The organism is Microbacterium hominis (assembly GCF_013282805.1).
Taxonomy (GTDB): Bacteria; Actinomycetota; Actinomycetes; order Actinomycetales; family Microbacteriaceae; genus Microbacterium; species Microbacterium hominis_B.
Genome location: NZ_CP054038.1, coordinates 2,433,861 through 2,455,725, shown reverse-complemented (window position 1 = coordinate 2,455,725; position 21,865 = coordinate 2,433,861). Strand labels below are relative to the sequence as shown.

The 21,865-nt window shown below is 71.6% G+C and carries 19 protein-coding genes and 1 pseudogene; 15 read left to right on the top strand and 5 right to left on the bottom strand.

Annotated elements, in window-relative coordinates:
• Positions 1-60 precede the first annotated feature (60 nt).
• Both HQM25_RS11175 and HQM25_RS11170 read right to left on the bottom strand, forming a co-directional pair.
• On the bottom strand, positions 61-699 hold the full coding sequence (locus HQM25_RS11175) for an acetate uptake transporter family protein (protein ID WP_172990298.1): 639 nt from the start codon (positions 697-699) through the stop codon (positions 61-63).
• Positions 699-2,204, bottom strand: coding sequence for an alanine/glycine:cation symporter family protein (locus HQM25_RS11170; RefSeq protein WP_172990297.1), 1,506 nt, complete (start codon positions 2,202-2,204; stop codon positions 699-701). Before HQM25_RS11170 ends, HQM25_RS11175 begins: the two co-directional genes overlap by 1 nt.
• Positions 2,205-2,269: 65 nt before the next feature.
• On the opposite strand from HQM25_RS11170, the gene HQM25_RS11165 reads away from it, so the two are divergent.
• From HQM25_RS11165 to rbfA, 5 genes are all read left to right on the top strand, one after another.
• Complete coding sequence (locus HQM25_RS11165; protein WP_172990296.1) at positions 2,270-4,090, top strand: lipase family protein; 1,821 nt, start codon at positions 2,270-2,272, stop codon at positions 4,088-4,090.
• Between the two features lie 114 nt (positions 4,091-4,204).
• A complete protein-coding gene (nusA, locus tag HQM25_RS11160) occupies positions 4,205-5,191 on the top strand; it encodes a transcription termination factor NusA (RefSeq protein WP_172990295.1) in 987 nt (328 codons plus the stop codon).
• Between the two features lie 37 nt (positions 5,192-5,228).
• Positions 5,229-5,480, top strand: coding sequence for a YlxR family protein (locus HQM25_RS11155; RefSeq protein WP_172990294.1), 252 nt, complete (start codon positions 5,229-5,231; stop codon positions 5,478-5,480).
• A 92-nt stretch (positions 5,481-5,572) separates the two neighbouring features.
• Complete coding sequence (gene infB, locus HQM25_RS11150) at positions 5,573-8,377, top strand: translation initiation factor IF-2 (RefSeq protein ID WP_217275142.1); 2,805 nt, start codon at positions 5,573-5,575, stop codon at positions 8,375-8,377.
• Between the two features lie 58 nt (positions 8,378-8,435).
• Positions 8,436-8,888 carry a 30S ribosome-binding factor RbfA gene (rbfA, locus tag HQM25_RS11145; RefSeq protein WP_172990293.1) on the top strand — a complete coding sequence of 151 codons (453 nt, stop codon included), beginning with the start codon at positions 8,436-8,438 and terminating at the stop codon, positions 8,886-8,888.
• Between the two features lie 7 nt (positions 8,889-8,895).
• Here rbfA and HQM25_RS11140 read toward each other — a convergent pair.
• A pseudogene (locus HQM25_RS11140) lies at positions 8,896-9,762 on the bottom strand (A/G-specific adenine glycosylase).
• Positions 9,763-10,018: 256 nt separating this feature from the next.
• Between HQM25_RS11140 and HQM25_RS11135 the strand changes: the two are divergent.
• From HQM25_RS11135 to HQM25_RS11100, 8 genes are all read left to right on the top strand, one after another.
• Positions 10,019-10,849: a type IV toxin-antitoxin system AbiEi family antitoxin domain-containing protein gene (locus HQM25_RS11135; protein WP_172990292.1), complete on the top strand. Its 831-nt coding sequence runs from the start codon at positions 10,019-10,021 to the stop codon at positions 10,847-10,849.
• A 168-nt stretch (positions 10,850-11,017) separates the two neighbouring features.
• Entirely contained in the window at positions 11,018-11,935 is a 918-nt protein-coding gene (gene truB, locus HQM25_RS11130) for a tRNA pseudouridine(55) synthase TruB (protein ID WP_172990291.1), read from the top strand.
• Positions 11,932-12,300 carry a hypothetical protein gene (locus tag HQM25_RS11125; RefSeq protein WP_172990290.1) on the top strand — a complete coding sequence of 123 codons (369 nt, stop codon included), beginning with the start codon at positions 11,932-11,934 and terminating at the stop codon, positions 12,298-12,300. Before truB ends, HQM25_RS11125 begins: the two co-directional genes overlap by 4 nt.
• A gap of 49 nt (positions 12,301-12,349) precedes the next feature.
• Entirely contained in the window at positions 12,350-12,793 is a 444-nt protein-coding gene (locus tag HQM25_RS11120; RefSeq protein ID WP_254359293.1) for a hypothetical protein, read from the top strand.
• Positions 12,790-13,758, top strand: coding sequence for a bifunctional riboflavin kinase/FAD synthetase (locus HQM25_RS11115; protein ID WP_172990289.1), 969 nt, complete (start codon positions 12,790-12,792; stop codon positions 13,756-13,758). Before HQM25_RS11120 ends, HQM25_RS11115 begins: the two co-directional genes overlap by 4 nt.
• A gap of 123 nt (positions 13,759-13,881) precedes the next feature.
• Positions 13,882-14,889, top strand: a complete 1,008-nt coding sequence (gene deoC, locus HQM25_RS11110) for a deoxyribose-phosphate aldolase (protein WP_172990288.1) — start codon at positions 13,882-13,884, stop codon at positions 14,887-14,889.
• A gap of 47 nt (positions 14,890-14,936) precedes the next feature.
• Positions 14,937-16,379, top strand: coding sequence for an aldehyde dehydrogenase family protein (locus tag HQM25_RS11105; RefSeq protein ID WP_172990287.1), 1,443 nt, complete (start codon positions 14,937-14,939; stop codon positions 16,377-16,379).
• Positions 16,376-17,239, top strand: a complete 864-nt coding sequence (locus HQM25_RS11100; RefSeq protein ID WP_172990286.1) for an aldehyde dehydrogenase family protein — start codon at positions 16,376-16,378, stop codon at positions 17,237-17,239. Before HQM25_RS11105 ends, HQM25_RS11100 begins: the two co-directional genes overlap by 4 nt.
• 31 nt (positions 17,240-17,270) lie before the next feature.
• Here HQM25_RS11100 and HQM25_RS11095 read toward each other — a convergent pair whose 3' ends face one another.
• A complete protein-coding gene (locus tag HQM25_RS11095; protein ID WP_172990285.1) occupies positions 17,271-17,987 on the bottom strand; it encodes an NRDE family protein in 717 nt (238 codons plus the stop codon).
• Positions 17,988-18,036: 49 nt separating this feature from the next.
• Between HQM25_RS11095 and coaBC the strand changes: the two genes are divergently transcribed.
• Entirely contained in the window at positions 18,037-19,284 is a 1,248-nt protein-coding gene (gene coaBC, locus HQM25_RS11090) for a bifunctional phosphopantothenoylcysteine decarboxylase/phosphopantothenate--cysteine ligase CoaBC (protein ID WP_172990284.1), read from the top strand.
• Here the strand turns inward: coaBC and HQM25_RS11085 are convergent, their stop codons facing one another.
• Complete coding sequence (locus tag HQM25_RS11085; protein ID WP_172990283.1) at positions 19,285-20,655, bottom strand: MFS transporter; 1,371 nt, start codon at positions 20,653-20,655, stop codon at positions 19,285-19,287.
• 114 nt (positions 20,656-20,769) lie between these two features.
• On the opposite strand from HQM25_RS11085, the gene HQM25_RS11080 reads away from it, so the two are divergent.
• Positions 20,770-21,675 (top strand): glycerophosphodiester phosphodiesterase, encoded by a 906-nt coding sequence (locus HQM25_RS11080; RefSeq protein ID WP_172990282.1) that lies wholly within the window; start codon positions 20,770-20,772, stop codon positions 21,673-21,675.
• Positions 21,676-21,865: the final 190 nt, after the last annotated feature.

The following is a 21,865-nucleotide window of genomic DNA, read 5'->3' as shown; positions in this document are numbered from 1 at the left end:
GCGGCATCCCACCCACGGCGGGGGGATGCCGCCTCCGACGTCTGCGCCGCGCTCGGACGATCACGACTCCGGGTCGGGGCTTCCCGAGAACCACGGCGGACCGAGCGGCACCGTGCGCCGGCCGGTGGTGCGCCAGTAGAACTTCTCCACCAGCATGTAGGCGGCCAGCGCCGAGGCGGCGATCAGCAGCCACGAGCCGGTGGATTCGAGGCCCGGGGAGCCCGTGAACCCGCCGATCGACTGCAGGCCGAGGCCGCCGAACACGAACAGCAGTGTCACCGGGAGCACGCTGTTGTGGATCGCGGCGGCGAAGGCGAACATGAGCGCGATGAGCGAGAACGCGAGGGTGAAGACCGCGTGAGCGGAGTCGGCGACGATGAAGATCCCGACCTCCTCGCCCAGCAGGAATCCCGGCACGACGATCCAGTACCAGCCGAAGGCGTTGTAGACGATGAAGTGGAAGTTGTCGCCGGCGAAGTACGACAGCATGCCCGCCGTCACCTGCACGATGCCGCCGAAGACGGCGCCGATCCAGAACACGGGGCCTTCGGTCTGAAAGCCCAGGTGCGCCAGCTGGGCCGTGACGGTGGCGATGACGAACCCGAGCAGCCCGATGAGGCCCGGGTCGGCGACACGCATCCCCGCCCCGGATTTCGGGACCACATCGCTGATCGCGATGTTGGTGGTGGGATCGGTCATCATCCCTCCGACCGGTGCAGGTGGTCGCGATGCTTCTCGGCCTGGTGCTTCCTGGTCAGGATGTCGATGGGACCGGTGACCGACCGCTCGTCCTCCCAGACCTCGATGCCGCCGACATCGGGCATCCGGTCCTTCGTGAAGACGGGATCCCGACCCGCGCGCCGCTGCTCCGTGTAGTCCTTGAGCAGCCGGAACGCGACGCCCGAGAGCAGCCCGATCGCGACGAGGTTCGTGAGCGCCATGAATCCCATCACACCGTCGGCGAAGGTCCACACGACGCTCGCCGAGAGGAGGGCGCCGACGAACACGGCGGCGATGGCGAAGAGGCGATAGCCGAACAGCACGCCCCGATGGGTGGTGATGAACTCGATGTTCGACTCGCCGTAGTAGTAGTTGCCGAGGATCGAACTGAATGCCAGCAGGAAGATGACGATGCTGAGCAGGATGTTCGACCAATCACCGAGCGCCGAGGTGATCGCACCCTGGGTGAGTCCGATGCCCTGTGTGGCCGTGGACAGATCCGGCACCGACACCAGGATGATGAAGGCGGTGATCGAGCACACGAGGAACGTGTCGAAGTAGACGCCCAGGGTCTGCACGAGACCCTGCTTGACGGGATGGGTCACGGCCGCGGAGGCCCCGGCGTTCGGGGCCGAGCCGAGCCCCGCCTCGTTGGAGAACATGCCGCGTCGTGCGCCCGTGAGGATGATGTAGCCGAGGGTCGCGCCCACGACCTCGTTGAACCCGAACGCCTCGGTGAAGATCGAGGCGAAGGCGGCGGGGAGCCGATCGGCGTGGATCACGACGATGACCAGCCCCAGCAGCAGGTACAGCAGGGCCATCGCCGGCACCAGCGTCTGGGTGACCGAGGCGATCCGGCGCACACCGCCGAAGATCACCATTGCCATGAGCACGGACAGGCCCACGCCCGTCACCCACGGCAGCCACGCCTGCGCCCCTTCGTCGAGGCTCCCCGCGACCGTGGCCTGGATCGTGTTGGCCTGCAGCGACGAGAACGCCAGGGGGAAGCAGATGATGAGGATGACGGCGAACAGGATGCCCATCCAGCGGGCGCCGAGTCCACGCTGCATGTAGTAGGCCGGGCCACCGCGGAAGCCGTCGGCGTCGCGCGTCTTGTAGAGCTGCGCGAGCGAGGACTCGATGAACGCGGAGGCGCCGCCGATGAAGGCCATGAGCCACATCCAGAACACCGCCCCGGGGCCGCCGAGCGCGATCGCCGTGCCCACGCCCGCGATGTTGCCGACGCCCACGCGGGAGGCGGCCGAGATCGTGAAGGCCTGGAACGCGGAGACCGACTGCGGTTCGCCGGTCTCGGTGCGCGGTGTCTTGTCGGTGAGGGTGCGGAACATCTCGGGGATGAGGCGGAACTGCACCACACCCGAACGAATGGTGAAGTAGAGGCCGAGGAGGACGACCACCGGCAGGACCAGCCAGGTCCACAGGTTGTCGCCCCAGGTCGCCATCCACGCGATCACTGCGTCCATCGCCCCAGTATGTCGGCCCGCGTTCCACCCGGCCAGACCCCGTTTCGTCGATCTAGCATGAGGCGATGGCCGACACCGTGCCGGGACCCCGCCGCATCGGGTGGAGTGTGCTGCCGAGCATGCTCCGCCAGGCGCCCGCGCGCGTGCTCGTGCTCGTCGGGGTCGGTCTCGCCCTGATCGGGTTCCTCATCGCGACACGTCCGCTCACCTCGCTGTTCGTGCTGGGCATCTACATCGGGCTGAGCGCCATCGCCTCGGGACTGGCCGAGCTCGCCCTGCCCCGCGGGCAGGAGTGGTGGCATCGCGCGATCGCGGCGGCCTGGATGCTGGGTGGTGCGGCCGTGCTCGTCTGGTTCGGCCGCAGCCTCGACATCCTGCCCAGCGCGCTCGCGGTGCTGCTGATGCTCGGCGGCCTCGCCTCGTTCGGCGACGCGCTGACGGGAGGTCGCGTCAGCGAGCGGGTGCTCGCCGTCGCCTGGGGCGGCGCGCAGATCGTCTTCGGCGTGCTCGCGCTGACCTGGCCCGACGTGACCGTGCTCGTGGTCGCGTTCGTCTTCGGCATCCGCACGCTCCTGTTCGGTGCCGCGCTCGCGATCCGCGGCACCCGCCAGATGGTCGCCGCCGGGCGCGGGGCGGCGCAGCGCGAACCCTCGCGCGCCGCCCGCCGATGGGCGGACGCCGGCCGCTTTGCGCTCGCCGTCCTGCTGCTGGTCACGGCTGGCGCCGCCTGGTGGGTCAATGACTGGCTCGCCGACGGCGCCCCGGTGGTAGACGGCTTCTACGATCCGCCGGCAGAGCTGCCCGACGGGCGCGGTGTGCTCATCCGCGAAGACGACTACGGCGGGCGCCAGCCGCGCGGGGCCAGCGTGCATCGGATCCTCTACACGACCCAGGATGCGCGCGGGGCAGACGCGGTCGCCAGCGCCCTGGTGATCATCCCCGACCGCGTCTCGTTCAACCCGCGCGACGTCGTGCTGTGGAACCACGGCACGACCGGGGTCGCGCGCGGCTGCGCGCCGAGCCTTCGGGAGGCGTCGGCCACCAGGTGGGCGATCCCGGGCCTGGACGAGGCGATCGAGAACGACTGGATCGTGGTGGCCCCCGACTACATCGGCCAAGGCGCCCCGGGGGTCTTCCCGTACCTCATCGGGGTGGGCGAGGCGAGATCGGCGCTCGACGCGGTGCGCGCGGCCGATGAGGTGGTGGGCGTCTGGCTCACGCGCGACGTGGCGGTGTGGGGGCACTCGCAGGGCGGGCATGCCGCGCTGTGGACGGCGGCCGTCGCCGAGGACTATGCCCCGGATCTGCGCATACTGGGCACCGCGGCCCTGTCGCCGGCGGCCGACCCGCTCGCCCTCGCGGAGGAGCTCACCACCATCGATGCCACGCCCACGCTCTCGGTGCTCATCTCGTGGGTGCTCGTGCCGTACGCCGACACCTATCCCGACGTCAGCCTCGACGACTACGTGGTCCCCGGCGCCCGGGCGATCGTTCGCGAGATGGCCCAGCGCTGCCCCAGCGAGCCGGGCGTCATCGTCTCGGTGCTCGCCGCCATCGGGGTCTCCGAGGACCGGCCGCTGTTCGTGGGCGACCTCACGACCGGCTCGCTCGGCCGGCGCCTCGGCGAGAACGCGGCCACCGGCCCCTGGAACCAGCCGCTGCTGGTGGCGTGGGGGAGCGACGACGAGGTGATCCCGCCCGACCTGCAGCGCCGCTTCATCGCCGAGACGTGCGAGGCCGGCGCGCAGGTGCGGTGGCTCGAGTACCGCGGATACGACCACCTCGGCATCCTGCTGCCGTCGTCGTCTTTCGTGCCGGTCCTCGTGAACTGGACGCAGCAGCGGTTCGACGGCGACCCGCCCCCCGTCGACAACTGCGACGAATGAGGGGATGCCGCGATGACGGGCTCCTCCCAGGATCGGCGGCGTCGGCATCCGGTAACGTTGTAGGGTTCCGGTCCGCCACAGCGGGCCGGTGAGAGCTGAATACGGAGGAAAAGCGTGGACATCGATCTCGGACTTCTCAAGACGATCGAGCGCGAGAAGGAGATCCCTCTCGGCGAGCTCGTGCGCATCATCGAGCAGGCGATCCTCATCGCCTACGCCAAGCACAGTTCCCCCACCGGTGAGCTTCCCGAGGGCGCCCGCGCCGCGATCGACCCGAAGACCGGCCACGTCGCGATCTTCGTGCCCCTCCTCGATGAGGAGGGCGCCGTCATCGGCGAGGAGGAGTCCACCCCCGACGACTTCGGCCGCATCGCGGCGTACGCCGCCAAGCAGGTCATCAGCCAGCGTCTGCGCGACATCGCCGACGACGCCGTGCTCGGCGAGTTCCGCGGCAAGGAGGGCGACATCGTCGCCGGCGTCGTGCAGCAGGGGCCGAATCCCCGCATGGTGCACGTCGACCTCGGCTCGGTCGAGGCGATCCTCCCGCCCGAGGAGCAGGTGCCGGGCGAGGAGTACACGCACGGCTCTCGGCTGCGCGTCTATGTGACCTCCGTCGCCAAGGGCGCCAAGGGCCCCTCGATCACCGTGTCCCGCACGCACCCGGGCCTCGTCCGCAAGCTGTTCGCGCTCGAGGTGCCCGAGATCGCCGGCGGTCTGGTCGAGATCGTCTCGCTCGCCCGCGAGGCCGGCCACCGCACGAAGATCGCCGTGAAGGCCAACGATCCCACCATCAACGCCAAGGGCGCCTGCATCGGCGAGCTCGGCCGGCGCGTGCGCGCGGTGACCGAGGAGCTCAGCGGCGAGAAGATCGACATCGTCGACTACGACCCGGAATTGGCGAAGTTCGTCGCCAACGCCCTCTCGCCCGCCAAGGTCACCTCCAGCTTCGTGCTGGACGTCGGCAGCAAGGCGGTGCGCGCGCTCGTGCCCGATTACCAGCTGTCGCTGGCGATCGGCAAGGAGGGCCAGAACGCGCGTCTGGCCGCCAAGCTGACCGGGGCCAAGATCGACATCCAGCCCGACAGCATCCTCGAGTCCTGAGCGAAGGTGGCCCGGCCGCCCGGAGCGGAGGTGTAACATGGACCCGGTACGAACGTGCGTCGGATGCCGCGCGCGTGCTTCCCGGTCCGCCCTCTTGAGGGTGGTCTCCATCGATTCGGTCCTCGTCCTCGACGAGCGTGCTTCGATGCCCGGACGAGGTGCGTGGGTGCACGAGACGCATGAATGCGTGGATGCCGCGGTGCGGCGCCGCGCTTTCGTGCGGGCATTGCGTGTGTCAGGCCCGCTTGACACGCAGACCATCGAACAGCACATCCAGCGAAAAGGCTGAACGGCTATGGAAACAAAGTGAACGGCTCGAGATGAGACCCGTCCGCGACTAATGGTCTGCCCTGCCTGGGGTGGACCCAGACAGGAGAATTTGTGGCTGCCAAACCACGCGTGCACGAGATCGCTTCCGAACTCGGTGTCGACAGCAAGGTCGCTCTGGCCAAGCTGAAGGAACTCGGCGAGTTCGTCAAGAGCCCCTCGTCGACGATCGAGCCCCCCGTGGCTCGCAAGCTCCGCGCCGCCCTCGCGGCGGAAAGCGCGAGCAAGCCGGCCGACGCGTCCGCCGGCAAGCCGGCACCGGCGCGTCCCGCCGGCCGCCCCGGCCCGGCGCGCCCCGCGGCACCTGCCGCGACCCCGGCGCAGGCCGCCAAGCCCGGCGTGAAGCCCGGCCCGGCCAAGCCCGCCGCCCCGGCCCCCGCGCCGGCGCCGGCTGCCTCGGCTGCGCCTGAGGCACCCGCCCCCGAGGCGCCGGCTGCCCCTGCCCCGGCAGAGGCCGCTCCGGCCGCGAAGTCCGCCGCCGGCCCCAAGCCCGGCCCCGCGGGCCCGACCCCGCAGCCTCCGCGTCCGGGTGGCGCCCCGCGCCCCGGCAACAACCCCTTCGCCTCTTCGCAGGGCATGGGCCAGCGTCCTTCGGGACCGCGTCCGGGCAACAACCCGTTCGCGTCCGCTCAGGGAATGGGCCAGCGCCCGACCCCCGGCAACATCCCGCGCCCGCAGGCGCCGCGCCCCGGCGCACCCCGCCCCGGCGCCCCGCGTCCGGGTGGCGGCGGTCGTCCCGGTGGCGGCGGTCGTCCCGGCGCGCCGTTCCAGCAGCGTCCCGGCGGCCCCGGTCGTCCCGGCGGTGCTGGCGGCGGCGGGTTCCAGCGCCCCGGTGGCGCGCCCGGTGCGGGCGGCGGCTTCGCCGGTCGTCCGGGTGGCGGCGGCGGTCGCGGCCGTGGCCCCGGCGGTGGCACCGCGGGTGCCTTCGGCAAGGGCGGCGGCAAGTCCAAGCAGCGTAAGTCGCGTCGCGCGAAGCGGCAGGAATTCGAGATGCGGTCGGCGCCGGTCGTCGGCGGCGTCAACGTCCAGAAGGGCAACGGCGAGATCATCCGACTGCGCCGCGGCGCGTCGATCGCGGACTTCGCCGACAAGCTCGAGGCGCTGCGCGGCTACACCGTGCAGCCCGGCACGCTCGTGACCATCCTGTTCAACCTGGGCGAGATGGCCACCGCGACCGAGTCGCTCGACGAGGCCACCTTCGAGGTCCTCGGCGCCGAGCTCGGCTACAAGATCCAGATGGTCTCGCCCGAGGACGAGGACAAGGAGCTCCTCGAGGGCTTCGGTCTCGACCTCGAGGCCGAGCTGGAGGCGGAGAACGAGGAAGACCTCGAGATCCGTCCTCCCGTCGTGACCGTCATGGGTCACGTCGACCACGGTAAGACGCGACTGCTCGACGCCATCCGTCAGACCAACGTGGTCGCGGGCGAGGCCGGCGGCATCACGCAGCACATCGGTGCCTACCAGGTGTGGACCGAGCACGACAGCATCGAGCGTGCCATCACGTTCATCGACACCCCCGGTCACGAGGCGTTCACCGCCATGCGTGCCCGCGGTGCGCAGGTCACCGACATCGCGATCCTCGTGGTCGCCGCCGACGACGGCATCATGCCGCAGACGGTGGAGGCCCTGAACCACGCCCAGGCGGCGAACGTGCCGATCGTGGTCGCGGTGAACAAGGTCGACAAGCCCGAGGCCAACCCCGCCAAGGTGCGCCAGCAGCTCACCGAGTACGGCCTGGTCGCCGAGGAGTACGGCGGCGACGTCATGTTCGTCGACGTCTCGGCTCGTCAGGGCACCGGCATCCAGGAGCTCCTCGACGCCGTCCTGCTCACCGCCGACGCCGGTCTCGACCTCACCGCGAACCCCAACAAGGCGGCGCGCGGTGTCGCGATCGAGGCCAAGCTCGACAAGGGTCGCGGTTCGGTCGCCACGGTGCTCATCCAGTCCGGAACGCTCCGCGTCGGCGACGCGATCGTGGCGGGTACGGCCTACGGCCGCGTGCGCGCCATGATCGACGAGAACGGAGACGCGGTCGACGAGGCCTACCCGTCGCGTCCGGTGCAGGTGCAGGGTCTGAACTCCGTGCCCCGCGCCGGTGACACCTTCATCGTGACAGAGGAGGACCGCACGGCCCGCCAGATCGCGGAGAAGCGCGAGGCCGCCGAGCGCAACGCCCAGCTGGCCAAGGCCCGCAAGCGCATCTCGCTCGAGGACTTCACCCGCGCTCTCGAAGAGGGCAAGGTCGAGTCGCTCAACCTCATCATCAAGGGTGACGTCTCCGGTGCCGTCGAGGCGCTCGAGGAGTCGCTGCTCAAGATCGAGGTCGACGAGTCGGTGCAGCTGCGGATCATCCACCGCGGTGTCGGCGCGATCACCGAGTCGGACATCAACCTGGCGACGATCGACAACGCGATCGTCATCGGCTTCAACGTCCGCCCCGACACGAAGGCGCGCGAGCGTGCCGCACGCGAGGGCGTGGACGTGCGGTTCTACTCGGTCATCTACAACGCGATCGACGACGTCGAGCAGTCGCTCAAGGGCCTGCTCAAGCCGGAGTTCGAAGAGGTCCAGTCGGGTGTCGCCGAGATCCGCGAGGTGTTCCGCTCCTCGAAGTTCGGCAACATCGCCGGTGTCATCGTCCGCTCGGGCACGATCACGCGCAACGCCAAGGCGCGCGTCATCCGCGACGGCGTGGTCATCGCCGACGGCCTGGCCATCGAGTCGCTGCGCCGCTTCAAGGACGACGTCACCGAGGTCCGCACGGACTTCGAGTGCGGTATCGGCCTCGGCAAGTACAACGACATCCAGATCGGCGACGAGATCGAGACCACCGAGATGGTGGAGAAGCCGCGCGGCTGACCCTGGTGCTGGTGGGGGGCGTCCACGGGCGCCCCTCACCACCCCGTAAGGAGTGAACATGTCTCAGGAACGACAGGCGCGCATGGCGGACCGCATCCGCGTGCTCATCGCGGAGCGTCTGGAGAAGGGGCTGCGCGACCCGCGCCTCGGCTTCGTGACGATCACCGATGTGCGCGTGACGGGCGACCTGCAGCACGCGTCGGTGTTCTACACCGTGTACGGCACCGACGAGGAGCGCGCCTCCAGCGCCGAGGCGCTGAAGGCGGCCACCGGGATGCTGCGCAGCGAAGTCGGGCGCAAGCTCGGCGTGCGGCTCACACCGTCGCTCGAGTTCATCCCCGACGCCCTCCCCGAGAGCGCCGGTCACATCGCCGACCTGCTGCGCGAAGCGCAGGAGCGCGATGCGGCCGTCGCGGGGATCGCCGCCAAGGCCGCCTACGCGGGCGACGCCGACCCCTACGTGAAGCCTCGTGAGTTCGAGGACGAAGAGGTCGAGGTCGACGACCGCTGATCGGTTGTCAGCGGGGGAGCCGGAGCATCCCGTCCACGGCTTCGACCAGTCCGTCGGCGATGAGGGAGTCGATCGCCCGATCGCGCTGACGCGCGTCGGGCCAGTCCGCGACGACCTCGTCGAGCGCGACCGCGTGCGCCGCGGCATCCCGCAGCACCCGCAGCACCGCCCCGCGGGCCTGCCGGTCGCTGCCCTCGTACCGCGCCTGGCGGCGCCGGGTGTCGCCGGTATCGGGATGACCGGCCGCGCGCCACGCGCAGGCGCTCGCGAGCGGGCAGGCCTCGCAACGGGGTGATCGGGCGGTGCAGACGGTGGCGCCCAGTTCCATCGCGGCCGCATTGAACACCGCGGCTTCGGCTTCGGCCTCGGGCAGCAGCGCCGCCATGGCGGCCAGGTCGCCGCGCGCGGGCGGTCCCGGCTGCGCGCGCCCGTCCACGGCCCGCGCGATCACGCGCCTCGTGTTGGTGTCCACGACCGGATGCCGGTCGCCCTACGCGAACACCGCCACCGCCCGTGCGGTGTAGTCCCCGATGCCGGTGAGCGCCAGAAGCGCATCGACGTCCCGCGGCACGATGCCGTCGTGACGGTCGCGGATCTCGGTCGCCGCCCGGTGCAGCCACAGTGCGCGTCGGGGGTAGCCGAGGTTCGCCCACTCCCGCACCGCGTCGGCGGGGGCCGCCGCCGCCAGCGCTGCGGGCGTCGGCCAGCGCTCGAGCCAGGCGGTGAGGTGCGGGATGACGCGGTTCACCGGCGTCTGCTGCAGCATGAACTCGCTCACCAGCACGCCCCACGCCCCGAACCCGGGCCGCCGCCACGGGAGGTCGCGCGCGTTCTCCCGGAACCACGCGTTCAGCGGGGCGGCGAGCTCGGGCATCCCCCCAGCGTAAGGCCCGCGCCGCCGGCGCAGCCGCCCCGCCATTCGGAGACCTGCGCTCGTTCGGACCCGTCGAGCCGAAACCGTCCGAACGACGGCAGATCTCCGAACAGATGCAGCCGGGCCGGGGCGAGATGGATGCCGCGCGCACCGTTGCGGCATCCAGCTTGTCCTCCACAGAGGTGCGCGGCGTCACCCCCATCCACACGGGCGCTCCCCGCGTCTGCGAGCCATGCGGGCGCACGAGGATCGGGGCATGTCTCGTGTCGACCCTCTCGCAGTGCTGTCGCGTCGGGGAGGCGTGGTGCGCACGTCGACCCTGCTCTCCGACGGGGTCTCCCGACATGCGCAGGCCCGGCTCGTCGAGTCCGGCCTCGCCTACCGCCCGTGCCGCGGGTGGATCGCCCGCTCGGGAGCCGACCCACAGCTCGTCGCCGCCGCGCGCGCCGGCGTTGTGCTCACCTGCGTGACCCAGGCGCGCCGACTCGGGCTATGGGTGCTCGATGAGCCCGAGATCCATGTTGCGGCGGCGCCGCACGCCCACGTGCGGGTTGCGACCGCTCACGCGCACTGGAGCCGTCCAGTGATCCCGAGGCATCCCGATGCGCTCGTCGACCCGATCGAGAATGTGCTCGCTCTCGTGGCGCAATGCCGCCCGCACGACGAGGCGCTGGTGGTGTGGGAGTCCGCCCTGAACTCGGCCCGGGCCGACAAGGCGATCCTGGGCCGCCTTCCTCTGCCGACGGCCGCGCAGGCGCTGCTCGACGAAGCACAGCCGTGGTCCATGTCGGGCCTGGAGTCGTTCGTGCCGCCGCGTCTTCGATGGCTGCGGCTGTCGATCGTGCCGCAGGCCTGGATCCACGGACACCGCGTCGACTTCCTCATCGGGGAACGCCTCGTACTCCAGGTGGACGGCGGGCACCACGTCGGGGCCCAGCGTGAGGCGGACATCGCGCACGACGCGGCGCTCATGCTGCTCGGATACCACGTCATCCGCGTCGGATACCGTCAGGTGGTCGATCGATGGCCCGAAGTCCAGGACCTCATCATGCGGGCGGTCGCGCAGGGCCTGCACCGCGCGGCGTGAACCGTGCGCCCCGCCATTCGGAGACCTGCGCTCGTTCGGACCCGTCGAGCCGAAACCGTCCGAACGATCGCAGATCTCCGAAGAAGCGCCGGTGGCGACCTGACGCCCGCCCGCAGCACGGGCACCCGCGGCACGGGGATGCCCGCGGCCCCACGTAGGCTGGAAGTCATGCCCGCGCACGCCCGATCCGACCGCCCGAAGCCGCCGCCGGGGGTCGTGCTGGTCGACAAGCCCGGCGGGATGACGTCGCACGACGTGGTCGCCCGCGCGCGTCGCGCCCTCGGCACCCGCAAGATCGGCCACGCCGGCACGCTCGACCCGATGGCGACGGGGCTGCTCGTGCTCGGCGTCGAGGGTGCGACGCGCCTGCTCACCTTCATCGTGGGGCTCGACAAGACGTACGAGGCGACGATCCGCCTGGGCGTGGCGACCGACACCGATGACGCCGACGGCGAGATCGTCGAGGCGGTGGATGCCGCGGGCATCACCCGCGCGCAGATCGACGCCCGCATCGCAGGGCTCACCGGTGCGATCTCGCAGGTGCCCAGCACGTATTCGGCGATCAAGGTCGACGGCCGTCGCGCGTACGATCTGGCACGCGCGGGCGAGGAGGTCGAGCTGAAGGCGCGCGAGGTGACCGTGTCGCGCTTCGACGTCGTCGCGGAGCGCCGCGCGGGCGCGGTGATCGATCTCGACGTCGTGGTGGACTGCTCCAGCGGCACCTACATCCGTTCGCTCGCGCGCGACCTCGGCGCCGCCCTCGGCGTCGGCGGCCACCTCACCGCCCTGCGCCGCACCCGGATCGGCCCGTTCGGGCTCGACGCCGCGGCCGACGCCGACGCGATCGGCGATGCGACGCCCCTGACCCCCGCCGCCGCGGCGGTCGCCGTGCTCGGGCGGTTCGCCGTCACCGCCGACGAGGCGCGCGACCTCCGCCACGGCAAGCGGCTCGAGGGCGCCGCCGTGCGCCTCCCCTCCGTCCCCGCCGCCGCCATCGATCCCGAGGGCGTGCTCGTCGGGGTCGTCGAGAAGCGGGGAGCCGATGTGAAGAGCGCGATGAACATGCCCGAGGAGGCATCCGCATGATCCTGTGGTTCACGATCGTCCAGGTGGCCGTCGCCGTCGTGGCGGGGCTGATCGCCGTCGTCGCCGGGCTCGCCGGGCGCCGCCCGGGCGATGTGACCGTCGGCTCCCTGGCCCTGGTCGAGCTGCTTCTCATCGCGCAGATCGTGATCGCGATCATCGCTCCGCTCGCCGGCAACCCGCCCACCGGGAGCCTCCTCGAGTTCTGGGTCTACCTGGTCTCAGCGGCCCTCGTGCCGCCCGCCGCGGTGCTGTGGGCACTGCTCGAGCGCAGTCGGTGGAGCACCGTCATCATGGGGATCGCCGCGCTGTCGGTGGCCATCATGGTGTGGCGCATGTACGTGATCTGGACCGTGCAGCTGGCCTGACGCCCGGGCGGGAGGGCGGGCACGGCATCCGGCCTAAGATCGTAGGGTCATGTCGTCGTCCACCCGCCCCCGCATGTCCGGCATCGGCCGCGTCCTCGTGATCGTCTACGCGATCATGGCGCTCGCCGCCACCGGGCGCTCCTTCGTCCAGATCGTCGAGAGGTTCGACGAGGCGCCGCTGGCCTACACCCTGTCGGCGCTGTCGGCGCTCGTGTACATCCTCGCCACCCTCGCCCTCGTCTTCGCCGGGTCGCGCGGGTGGTACCGCGTCGCGTGGGTCGCCATCGTCTTCGAGCTGGTCGGCGTTCTCGTCGTGGGCGCGCTGAGCCTGCTCGCACCGGCCCTGTTCGCCCACCCGAGCGTGTGGTCGTGGTTCGGCATGGGCTACCTGTTCGTGCCGCTGGTGCTGCCCTTCTTCGGCCTGTGGTGGCTGGTGTCGCACCGCCCGCAGCCGGTCGCGTCCGCGCCGAGCGCCGCCGCGGTGGTCTCGTGATCGTCTTCCGCGATCCGGCGGAAGTGCCCGCGGACTTCGGGCCCTCGGTGGCCGCGATCGGCAAGTTCGACGGAGTGCACACGGGCCACCGCGCGGTCATCGATCGGGCGCGGGTGGATGCCGCCGCCCTCGGCGCGAAGATCGTCGCGGTCACCTTCGACCGCAATCCGCTCGCGCTGCTGCGCCCGGACATCTGCCCCGACAGCCTGGTCGGAGAGCACCAGAAGCTCGGCCTGCTGGCCGACTCCGGTGTGGATGCCACGCTCATGCTCACCTTCGACCGGCGGCTCGCCGACCTCGACGCGCAGGCGTTCGTCGAGCACGTGCTCGTGGGCGCGCTCGGGGTGAAGATCGTCATGGTGGGCAGCGACTTCCGGTTCGGCCGGGGCGGGGCCGGCACGCCCGCGCTGCTGCGCGAGCTCGGCCCCCGGTTCGGCTTCGAGGTCGACGTCGTCGACGACGTGCGGGCGATCGACGAGGGCAGGCGCGTCTCCTCGACGTGGGTGCGCGAGCTCCTCGACGACGGCGACGTGGTGGGCGCCGCGCGCCTGCTCGGCCGTCCGCACGCGGTGCGGGGTCAGGTCGTGCACGGCGCGAAGCGCGGCCGTGAACTCGGCTTCCCCACGGCGAACCTCGGCGCCGACCTCGAGGGCTTCATCCCCGCCGACGGCGTGTACGCCGGCTGGCTCGTCGACCACGGGATGCCGTCCTCCGGCGGTGAGGCCGGGCGCAGCATCCATTACCCGGCCGCGATCAGCGTGGGCACCAATCCCACGTTCGACGATGTGGTGCAGCGCCAGGTCGAGGCGTATGTGCTCGACGAGGCCGACCTCGATCTCTACGACCACACCGTCGAGATCCGCTTCGCGGGTCGCGTGCGCGGGATGGTGGCCTTCGAGGGCATCGAGCCGCTCATCGCGCAGATGACCGACGACATCGACAAGGTGCGCGCGGCGCTGGCCTGACCGGCGCGCCGATCCGTAGACCTTCCCGCCTCCCGCGCCTACGATCGAAGCGGGCCCGCACCGCGTGCCCGCGCCGCGGCTCACACCGACGTGATCCACCCGGCACCCGACGGGGGGAGAACGATGAGCCGCACAGATCTGCAGACCCTGCCCGAGCGTGCCGTCGAGCTCCTCGGCGGGGAGCCCGACGATGTGACCCTGCGTCGCTACCTGCACGGCCTGGCCGGAGTGGATGCCGTGGGCCTGGCCCAGCGGGCGGGCGACCTCGGCACCCGGTCGATCAAGACGACCTCCAAGGCGTGGGCGCTCGACAAGATCATCGAGCTCATCGACCTGACCACGCTCGAGGGCGCCGACACCCCGGGCAAAGTGCGCTCGCTGGTGGCCAAGGCGCTCAATCCCGACGCGTCCGATCCGACCTGTCCCCGCGTGGCGGCGGTCTGCGTGTACGGCGACATGGTGCCGCACGCGGTCGAGGCCCTGGGCTCCGCCCACGGCGACCCCGACGAGGGCGGCGTGTCGGTGGCGGCGGTGGCGACCGCGTTCCCGAGCGGCCGCGCGTCGCTGGCCATCAAGCTGGCCGACACCGCGGAGGCCGTCGCCGCCGGCGCCGACGAGATCGACATGGTGATCGATCGCGGGGCGTTCCTCGCGGGCCGGTACGGGCAGGTCTTCGACCAGATCGCGCAGGTGAAGCAGGCCTGTCGCCGCGCCGACGGGTCCTCGGCGTCGCTGAAGGTGATCCTCGAGACGGGCGAGCTCACCACCTACGACAACATCAAGCGGGCGTCGTGGCTGGCGATCCTCGCGGGCGGCGATTTCATCAAGACCTCCACCGGCAAGGTCCAGCCCGCCGCGACGCTGCCGGTGACGCTGCTGATGCTCGAGGTCGTGCGCGACTGGCACCGCGCCACCGGCGAGCGGATCGGCGTGAAGCCGGCAGGCGGCATCCGCACCGCCAAGGACGCGATCAAGTACCTGGTGACCGTCGCCGAGATCGCCGGCGAGGAGTGGCTGCAGCCGCATCTGTTCCGGTACGGCGCCTCCAGCCTGCTCAACGACGTGCTGCGCCAGCGGCAGAAGCTCGCGACCGGCCATTACACCGGGACCGACTACGTGACGATCGACTGATCTCGGCACGCCGGCCGCTGCCGGCTGCTGCATCACCGGGAGAGAATATGAGTTTCCTCGAGTACGCGCCCGCCCCCGAGTCGCGCGCGATCCTGAACCTGCGCGACGAGTACGGGCTGTTCATCGACGGCGAGTTCCGCGCGGGATCGGGCACCGCATTCGACACCATCTCCCCGGCCGACGAGCAGCGCATCGCCACGGTCGCGGCGGCGTCGGAAGAGGATGTGGATGCCGCCGTGCAGGCCGCGCGGCGTGCCTTCGACAAGACCTGGTCGAAGATGAGCGGGCGTGATCGCGGCAAGTACCTGTTCCGGATCGCCCGGCTCGTCCAGGAGCGCGCGCGCGAGCTCGCCGTGGCCGAAAGCCTCGACAACGGCAAGCCGATCAAGGAGAGCCGCGACGTCGACATCCCGCTCGTCGCGGCGTGGTTCTTCTACTACGCCGGCTGGGCCGACAAGCTCGACTACGCCGGGCTCGGGCCCGACCCGCAGCCGCTGGGAGTCGCCGGGCAGGTGATCCCGTGGAACTTCCCCCTCCTCATGCTCGCGTGGAAGATCGCCCCCGCGCTCGCCGCCGGCAACACCGTGGTGCTCAAGCCCGCCGAGACGACGCCCCTGTCGGCTCTGCTGTTCGCCGAGATCCTCCAGCAGGCAGACCTCCCGCCCGGCGTGGTCAACATCGTGACCGGAGCCGGAGCCACCGGTGCGGCCGTGGTACGGCATCCCGATGTCGACAAGGTGGCGTTCACCGGCTCGACCGCGGTCGGACGCGAGATCGCGAAGGCGGTCGCCGGCACGTCCAAGAAGGTGACCCTGGAGCTCGGCGGCAAGGCGGCGAACATCATCTTCGACGACGCGCCCATCGAGCAGGCCGTCGACGGGATCGTCACGGGCATCTTCTTCAACCAGGGGCAGGTCTGCTGCGCGGGCAGCCGGCTGGTCGTGCAGGAGTCGATCCACGACGAGGTGGTAGAGCGGCTGAAGGCGCGCCTCTCGACGCTGCGCCTCGGCGACCCGCTCGACAAGAACACCGACATCGGCGCGATCAACTCGGCCGAGCAGCTGGCGCGGGTGCGCGAGCTCAGCCGCATCGGCGACGAGGAGGGCGCTGAGCGCTGGACGGCGGACTGCGTGATCCCCGACAAGGGCTTCTGGTTCGCGCCGACGATCTTCACGAATGTGCAGTCCAGCCACCGCATCGCGCGAGACGAGATCTTCGGCCCGGTGCTCTCGGTGCTCACCTTCCGCACGCCCGACGAGGCGATCGCGAAGGCCAACAACACGCCGTACGGCCTGTCCGCCGGTATCTGGAGCGAGAAGGGCTCGCGCATCCTCGCGGTGGCGGACCGCCTGCGCGCCGGCGTCGTCTGGGCGAACACCTTCAACCGCTTCGACCCGTCGAGCCCCTTCGGCGGCTACAAGGAGTCGGGCTACGGACGCGAGGGCGGCAGGCACGGCCTGGCCGCATACCTGAAGGGCGGGATGAGATGAGCAAGCGCCTGACGGTGCCCAAGACCTACAAGCTCTTCATCGGCGGGGCGTTCCCGCGCAGCGAGTCGGGTCGCACGTACGCAGTGGAGGCGGCGAAGGGCGGGTTCCTCGCGAACGCGGCGCTCGCCTCGCGCAAAGACGCGCGCGACGCGGTCTCGGCCGCCGTCGGGGCGGTGAAGCCGTGGTCCGGGGCCACCGCGTACAACCGGGGGCAGGTGCTTTACCGGGTCGCTGAGCTGCTCGAGGGTCGCAGGGCCCAGTTCGTCGACGAGATCACCGCGCAGACCGGCGTCAGCGCCGCGGTCGCCGGCGCCGAGGTCGACGAGGCCGTCGACCGCTGGGTCTGGTACGCCGGGTGGTGCGACAAGTTCGGGCAGGTCGCCGGCAACGGCAACCCGGTGGCAGGGCCGTACTTCAACATCTCGGTGCCCGAGCCCACGGGCGTGGTCGGGGTCATCGCCCCGCAGGACACCGCCCTGCTCGGTCTCGTGTCGGCCGTGGCGCCGGCGCTGGTGACGGGAAACACGGTGGTGGTGGTCGCGTCCCAGCGCTTCCCGCTGTCGGCGATCTCGCTCGCCGAGGTGCTCGCCACGAGCGACGTGCCCGGGGGAGTGGTCAACGTGCTGACCGGGTCGCCCGCGGAGATCGCGCCGTGGCTGGCATCCCATCCCGACGTGCACGCGCTCGACCTCGTCGGCGCCGGAGACCTCGACTGGGTCGACCTCGAGATCGCGGCCGCGCAGACCCTCACCCGAGTGCTCCCGCCCGAGAGCGGGGTGGATGCCGCGGCCCCGAGCCTCGCCCGCATCACCGCCTTCACCGAGACCAAGACGGTGTGGCACCCCAAGAGCATGGTCTAATCGGGCGCCGCCGCGGTGTGCGGCGCGGCCCTCAGCCCAGCTCCAGCCCGCCCCACTGGCCGGGTCGGGTGAGCTCGCCGTACCGCACATCGATCCCGTCGCGCCCGATCGAGGCCACGCACGCCAGCAGCGACAGAGTCGGGTACCCGTGCGGACGGTTGTCGCGGATGATCGCCTCGTCGTCGGTGCTCTCGAGCGACGCGGATGCCTCGAGCACGGCGAGCCACGGCATCCACCATTCCTCGCCCGGGGCGGGGCGAGTCGCACGGAACTCGTCGAGCCAGCGGGCGATCCGGGACGTCCGGAGGTCGTCGACGTCGTCGTGCGCGATCATGTGCGTGCCCGGTGCGAGGTCCACGGTGCGCAGCGCTGCGCCGTCCCACGTGCGCACGCGCGATCGGGCGGCGTCGACCTCGACGAGGTTGAAGCCATGCGTGCGCGGGTCATGCGCGGGCGGTCGGCCGGCGACCGCGTCGAGCACGATGCCGCCCCGGGAGACGAGCTCCGTTTCGGGGCGCGTGGATACGTCCGCACGGTTCAGCAGCACCGCCAGCCGCGACGTTCCGGGGTCGGCGGCCAGCCACGCGCCGCCCGCGCGCACATCCCGCACCCCCACGACGCCCTCGTGCGCCTCCGGCCACCACCGGCCGAGGGGGTTCCACGGCCGACCGGGATCCTCGTCTCGGATCGCGAGCAGGCGCGTGGGCTCGTCGGCGGTCTCGGGCACGCGGATGACGACGGTGCACATCGCGGACGCTCCTGGCTTCGGGCGATCCCGGCCGTGCCAAGATCGGAGGGTGTTCATCGTCGTCGGAGTCACCGGAGGCATCGCCGCCTACAAGACCGTGCACCTGGTGCGCCTCCTCGTGAAGGAGGGCCATGAGGTGCACGTCGTGCCGACGGACGACGCCGTGCGCTTCGTCGGACTGCCGACGTGGGAGGCCATCAGCCGGCATCCCGTCACCACCTCCGTCCACGACGACGTCGCCCGCGTGCGTCACGTCGCGCTCGGTCAGCAGGCCGACCTCGTGATCGTGGCGCCCGCGACGGCGAACACCCTGGCGAAGATGGCCGCGGGACTCGCCGACGACCTCCTGGGAACGACCCTACTCGCCACCACGGCACCGGTCGTGGCGGCCCCCGCGATGCACACCGAGATGTGGCGGCACCCGGCCACGCAGGCCAACATCGCGACGCTGCGCGACCGCGGCGTGGTCATGGTCGGCCCGGCCGACGGCGAGCTCACCGGCGGAGACTCCGGGCCGGGCCGGATGTCCGAGCCCGAGGCCATCGTCGCCGCCGCGTTGCAGGCGGTGGATGCTGCGCCCGCCGTCACCGACGCCGCGAGCTCACCGGGCGACCTCGCGGGTCTGCGGGTGGTGGTGAGCGCTGGCGGCACCAGGGAGCCGATCGACCCGGTGCGCTACCTCGGCAACCGCTCCAGCGGCCGCCAGGGCGTCGCGGTGGCGCTCGCCGCCGCCGACCGGGGCGCCGAGGTGACGCTCGTCGCCGCGCACGTCGATGACGGCGTGCTCGGCGAGCCGGCCACCCATCGGCGGGTGACGATCGTGCGGGCGGGCACCGCCGCCGACCTCGCCTCCGCCGTGACCCGTGCGGCATCGGCCGCCGACGTGGTGGTGATGGCCGCCGCGGTGGCCGACTACCGCGTGGCCGAGGTCTCGGCGCACAAGCTCAGCAAGGACCGCTCTGCCGAACCGGGGCTGACCCTCGAACTGGTCGAGACCGACGACATCCTCGCGGGGTTGGTGCGCGCGCGCCGGGACGGGCAGACGGTCGTCGGCTTCGCCGCCGAGACCCCCACCGCCGCCGAGACCGCCGCCGAGCGCGGCCGGCGCAAGGCGATCCGCAAGGGCGCCGACCTGCTCGCCGTCAACGAGGTCGGCTGGGAGAAGGGGTTCGAAACAGACGAGAACGCGCTGCTGCTGCTCGATCGGGAGGGGCGCACCGTCGGGGAGGCGCACGGGACCAAGCGCGAGACGGCCGAGGCGCTGTGGGACGCCGTGCGCGGCATCCACTCGTCCTGATCAGCGTCGCACGGCTGTCCGCGTCGCGTTGCGGATGCCGGCGAACGACACCAGCGCTCCTGCGACCATGAGCACGGCCGTCGCGATCGCGGTGCGATGGAAGCCGTCGAGATCGAGGGCGCCCCCGGCGATGGCCGACACCATCGCGATGGTGATGAGGCCCGCCACCCGCGCGACCGCGTTGTTCACCGCCGACGCGATGCCCGACCGCTCCGGCTCGATTGCGCCCAGGATCGCCGAGGTGAGGGGCGCGACGGTGAGGCACAGTCCGGTGCCGAAGACGAGGATGCTCGGCAGCACCTGGGTCCAGTACGAGAAATCGTCGCCGACCGTGAGCAGCAGGATTGCGCCGACGGCCATGATGGCGGGGCCGATCGTCATGAACAGCCGCGGACCCACGCGCCCCGCCAGCCCGCCGACCCGGGCGCTGAACAGCGCGAGGATCACCGTGGAGGGGAGCGCCGCGAGCCCCGCGAGGGTGGCGGGGAGCCCCGCACCCTGCTGCAGATAGACCGCGAGGGCGAAGCCGTTGAGCGAGAGAGCGCCGTACACGAAGGCGGTCGCGAGGTTCCCCGCCCAGAAGTTGCGGATGCGGAACAGCGACAGCGGCATCATCGGCTGCGGCGCGAACCGCTGGCGCACGAGGAAGCCGGCGAACGCCCCCACGCCGAGCACGAGCGAGCCCCAGATCAGGGGGGAGCCCCACCCGAGCGCCGGCTGCTCGATGAGGGCGAACACGCCCGCGCCGAGCCCGACCGTGCACAGCACCGCCCCGACCCAGTCGACGTGCGCGTCGGGCCGGCGGTGCTCGGTCAGGCCGAGGCGTGCGAGCAGCACGAGGGTCACCGCGATCGGCGCGACGTTGATGAGGAACGCGAGCCGCCACGACAGAAGGTCGACGAAGATCCCGCCGAGCACGGGGCCGACCAGCATCGCCGCTGTGGTGGCGCCCGTCCAGATGCCGATCGCGCGCGCCTGAGCGGCGTCGCGGAAGTTCGAGGTGATGAGCGCGAGCGACGAAGGCACGAGCAGAGCGCCCGCGACGCCCTGCAGCGCGCGCGCCGCGATCAGGAACTCGGCCGTGGGCGCGGCGGCGATCGCCACCGAGGTGATGCCGAACCCGATCAGGCCGATCCGCATCACGCGCACGCGCCCGAACAGGTCGCTGAGCGACCCGGCGACGAGGATCAGCGCGCCGAGGGTGATGAGATACGCGTCGACCACCCACTGCTGGGTGGACAGGCCGCCGCCGAGTTCGCGGTCGATCGCGGGGAGCGCGACGTGCACCACGGTGCCGTCGAGGAAGGCGACGACGCTCGCGAGGATCGCCACGATGAGCACCGGGCGCTGCGCGCCGATCCGTGTCGCCATGATCGACACGATAGACCTGCCGGGGAAAAAAAGATCACAGAACGGTAACGGTCGGGCTAGAGTGTTCGCACCGCGTCGATGACGACGTGGCGAAGACCCGGAGGACATGCCCGAATGCCCGACGAAGCCCTGCCCGACCGCGCCCGCGATCGCCTCCACGCGCTCCTCGTGGTGTGCGTGCTGGCGGTGCTGAGCCTCGTGATCGCGTTCCTGGGGGCGTCGCCCGCCAGAGTGAGCACCACCGAGGCGCTCGGCGAGGCGCGCACACCCGGTGATGCCGCGTTCATCGCCAGCCACCGCGGCGCCGGCATGGCGGCGCCCGAGAACACCCTGCCCGCGATCGCCGCCGCGCTGGCGGCCGGATTCGACCACGTCGAGGTGGACTTCGCCCTCACCGCCGACGGCCATCCCGTGCTCATGCATGACGCGACGGTCGACCGCACCACCGACGGGACCGGGCCGATCGCTGCGCTCACGCTCGCCGAGGTGCGCGCCCTCGACGCCGGGTCGTGGTTCGCCGAGGAGTTCGCCGGCGTGCGAGTGCCGACGGCCGAGGAGTTCCTCGACGTGCTCGACGCCGCCCGCGGGCGCGCGATCGTGGAGCTGAAGGGGGAGTGGGATGCCGCAGCAGTGGCATCCGTCATCGCCGCCGTCGAATCCCGCGGCCTCGAGCGCCGCGTGTCGGTCGCGAGCTTCGACGCGCGCTCCCTCGCACTGGTCGGCGCGGTCTCGGAGGTCGTCCCGCGTCTGCTGATCCTCAAGCACCTCCCCGACGACGTCGTGCGCGCGGCCGAACAGGCGGGCGTGCGCGGCGTGATCGCGGCCCGCAAGGCCGTGATGGCGCGCCCCGAGGTCGTCGACCGGCTGCACGATGCAGGCATGCGCGTGGTCGTCTACACCCTCAACGAGGACACGCAGTGGGATGCCGTGACCGCGCTCGGGGTCGACGGCATCGTCACCGACGACCCTCGGCTGCTGTCGGCGTGGCAGCGCACCGCGCTCGTGCAGGCGCGTCCCTGACGGCGGGCGTCGATCGGGCGGGGCGGCGCGCGGGCGGGGGTCGGTCGGGCGGGGCGTCGCGCGGCGGGCGATCGGCGCGAAGTCGATCGGGTGGAGCGGCGCGCAACGGGCGATCGGCGCGTCGGCGCTCGCGGCGCGCGCGGCGGCCCGTAGCGTCGATCGCGTCGGGGGCGGGCGCCCGCGGGAAGGG

Bases quoted from the DNA above. Each gene is read 5' to 3' on its own strand.
- HQM25_RS11175 (WP_172990298.1), bottom strand. From the start codon at position 699: ATGACCGATCCCACCACCAACATCGCGATCAGCGATGTGGTCCCGAAA.
- HQM25_RS11170 (WP_172990297.1), bottom strand. From the start codon at position 2,204: ATGGACGCAGTGATCGCGTGGATGGCGACCTGGGGCGACAACCTGTGG.
- HQM25_RS11165 (WP_172990296.1), top strand. From the start codon at position 2,270: ATGGCCGACACCGTGCCGGGACCCCGCCGCATCGGGTGGAGTGTGCTG.
- HQM25_RS11155 (WP_172990294.1), top strand. From the start codon at position 5,229: ATGGACCCGGTACGAACGTGCGTCGGATGCCGCGCGCGTGCTTCCCGG.
- rbfA (WP_172990293.1), top strand. From the start codon at position 8,436: ATGTCTCAGGAACGACAGGCGCGCATGGCGGACCGCATCCGCGTGCTC.
- HQM25_RS11135 (WP_172990292.1), top strand. From the start codon at position 10,019: ATGTCTCGTGTCGACCCTCTCGCAGTGCTGTCGCGTCGGGGAGGCGTG.
- truB (WP_172990291.1), top strand. From the start codon at position 11,018: ATGCCCGCGCACGCCCGATCCGACCGCCCGAAGCCGCCGCCGGGGGTC.
- HQM25_RS11125 (WP_172990290.1), top strand. From the start codon at position 11,932: ATGATCCTGTGGTTCACGATCGTCCAGGTGGCCGTCGCCGTCGTGGCG.
- HQM25_RS11120 (WP_254359293.1), top strand. From the start codon at position 12,350: ATGTCGTCGTCCACCCGCCCCCGCATGTCCGGCATCGGCCGCGTCCTC.
- deoC (WP_172990288.1), top strand. From the start codon at position 13,882: ATGAGCCGCACAGATCTGCAGACCCTGCCCGAGCGTGCCGTCGAGCTC.
- HQM25_RS11105 (WP_172990287.1), top strand. From the start codon at position 14,937: ATGAGTTTCCTCGAGTACGCGCCCGCCCCCGAGTCGCGCGCGATCCTG.
- HQM25_RS11100 (WP_172990286.1), top strand. From the start codon at position 16,376: ATGAGCAAGCGCCTGACGGTGCCCAAGACCTACAAGCTCTTCATCGGC.
- HQM25_RS11095 (WP_172990285.1), bottom strand. From the start codon at position 17,987: ATGTGCACCGTCGTCATCCGCGTGCCCGAGACCGCCGACGAGCCCACG.
- HQM25_RS11085 (WP_172990283.1), bottom strand. From the start codon at position 20,655: ATGGCGACACGGATCGGCGCGCAGCGCCCGGTGCTCATCGTGGCGATC.
- HQM25_RS11080 (WP_172990282.1), top strand. From the start codon at position 20,770: ATGCCCGACGAAGCCCTGCCCGACCGCGCCCGCGATCGCCTCCACGCG.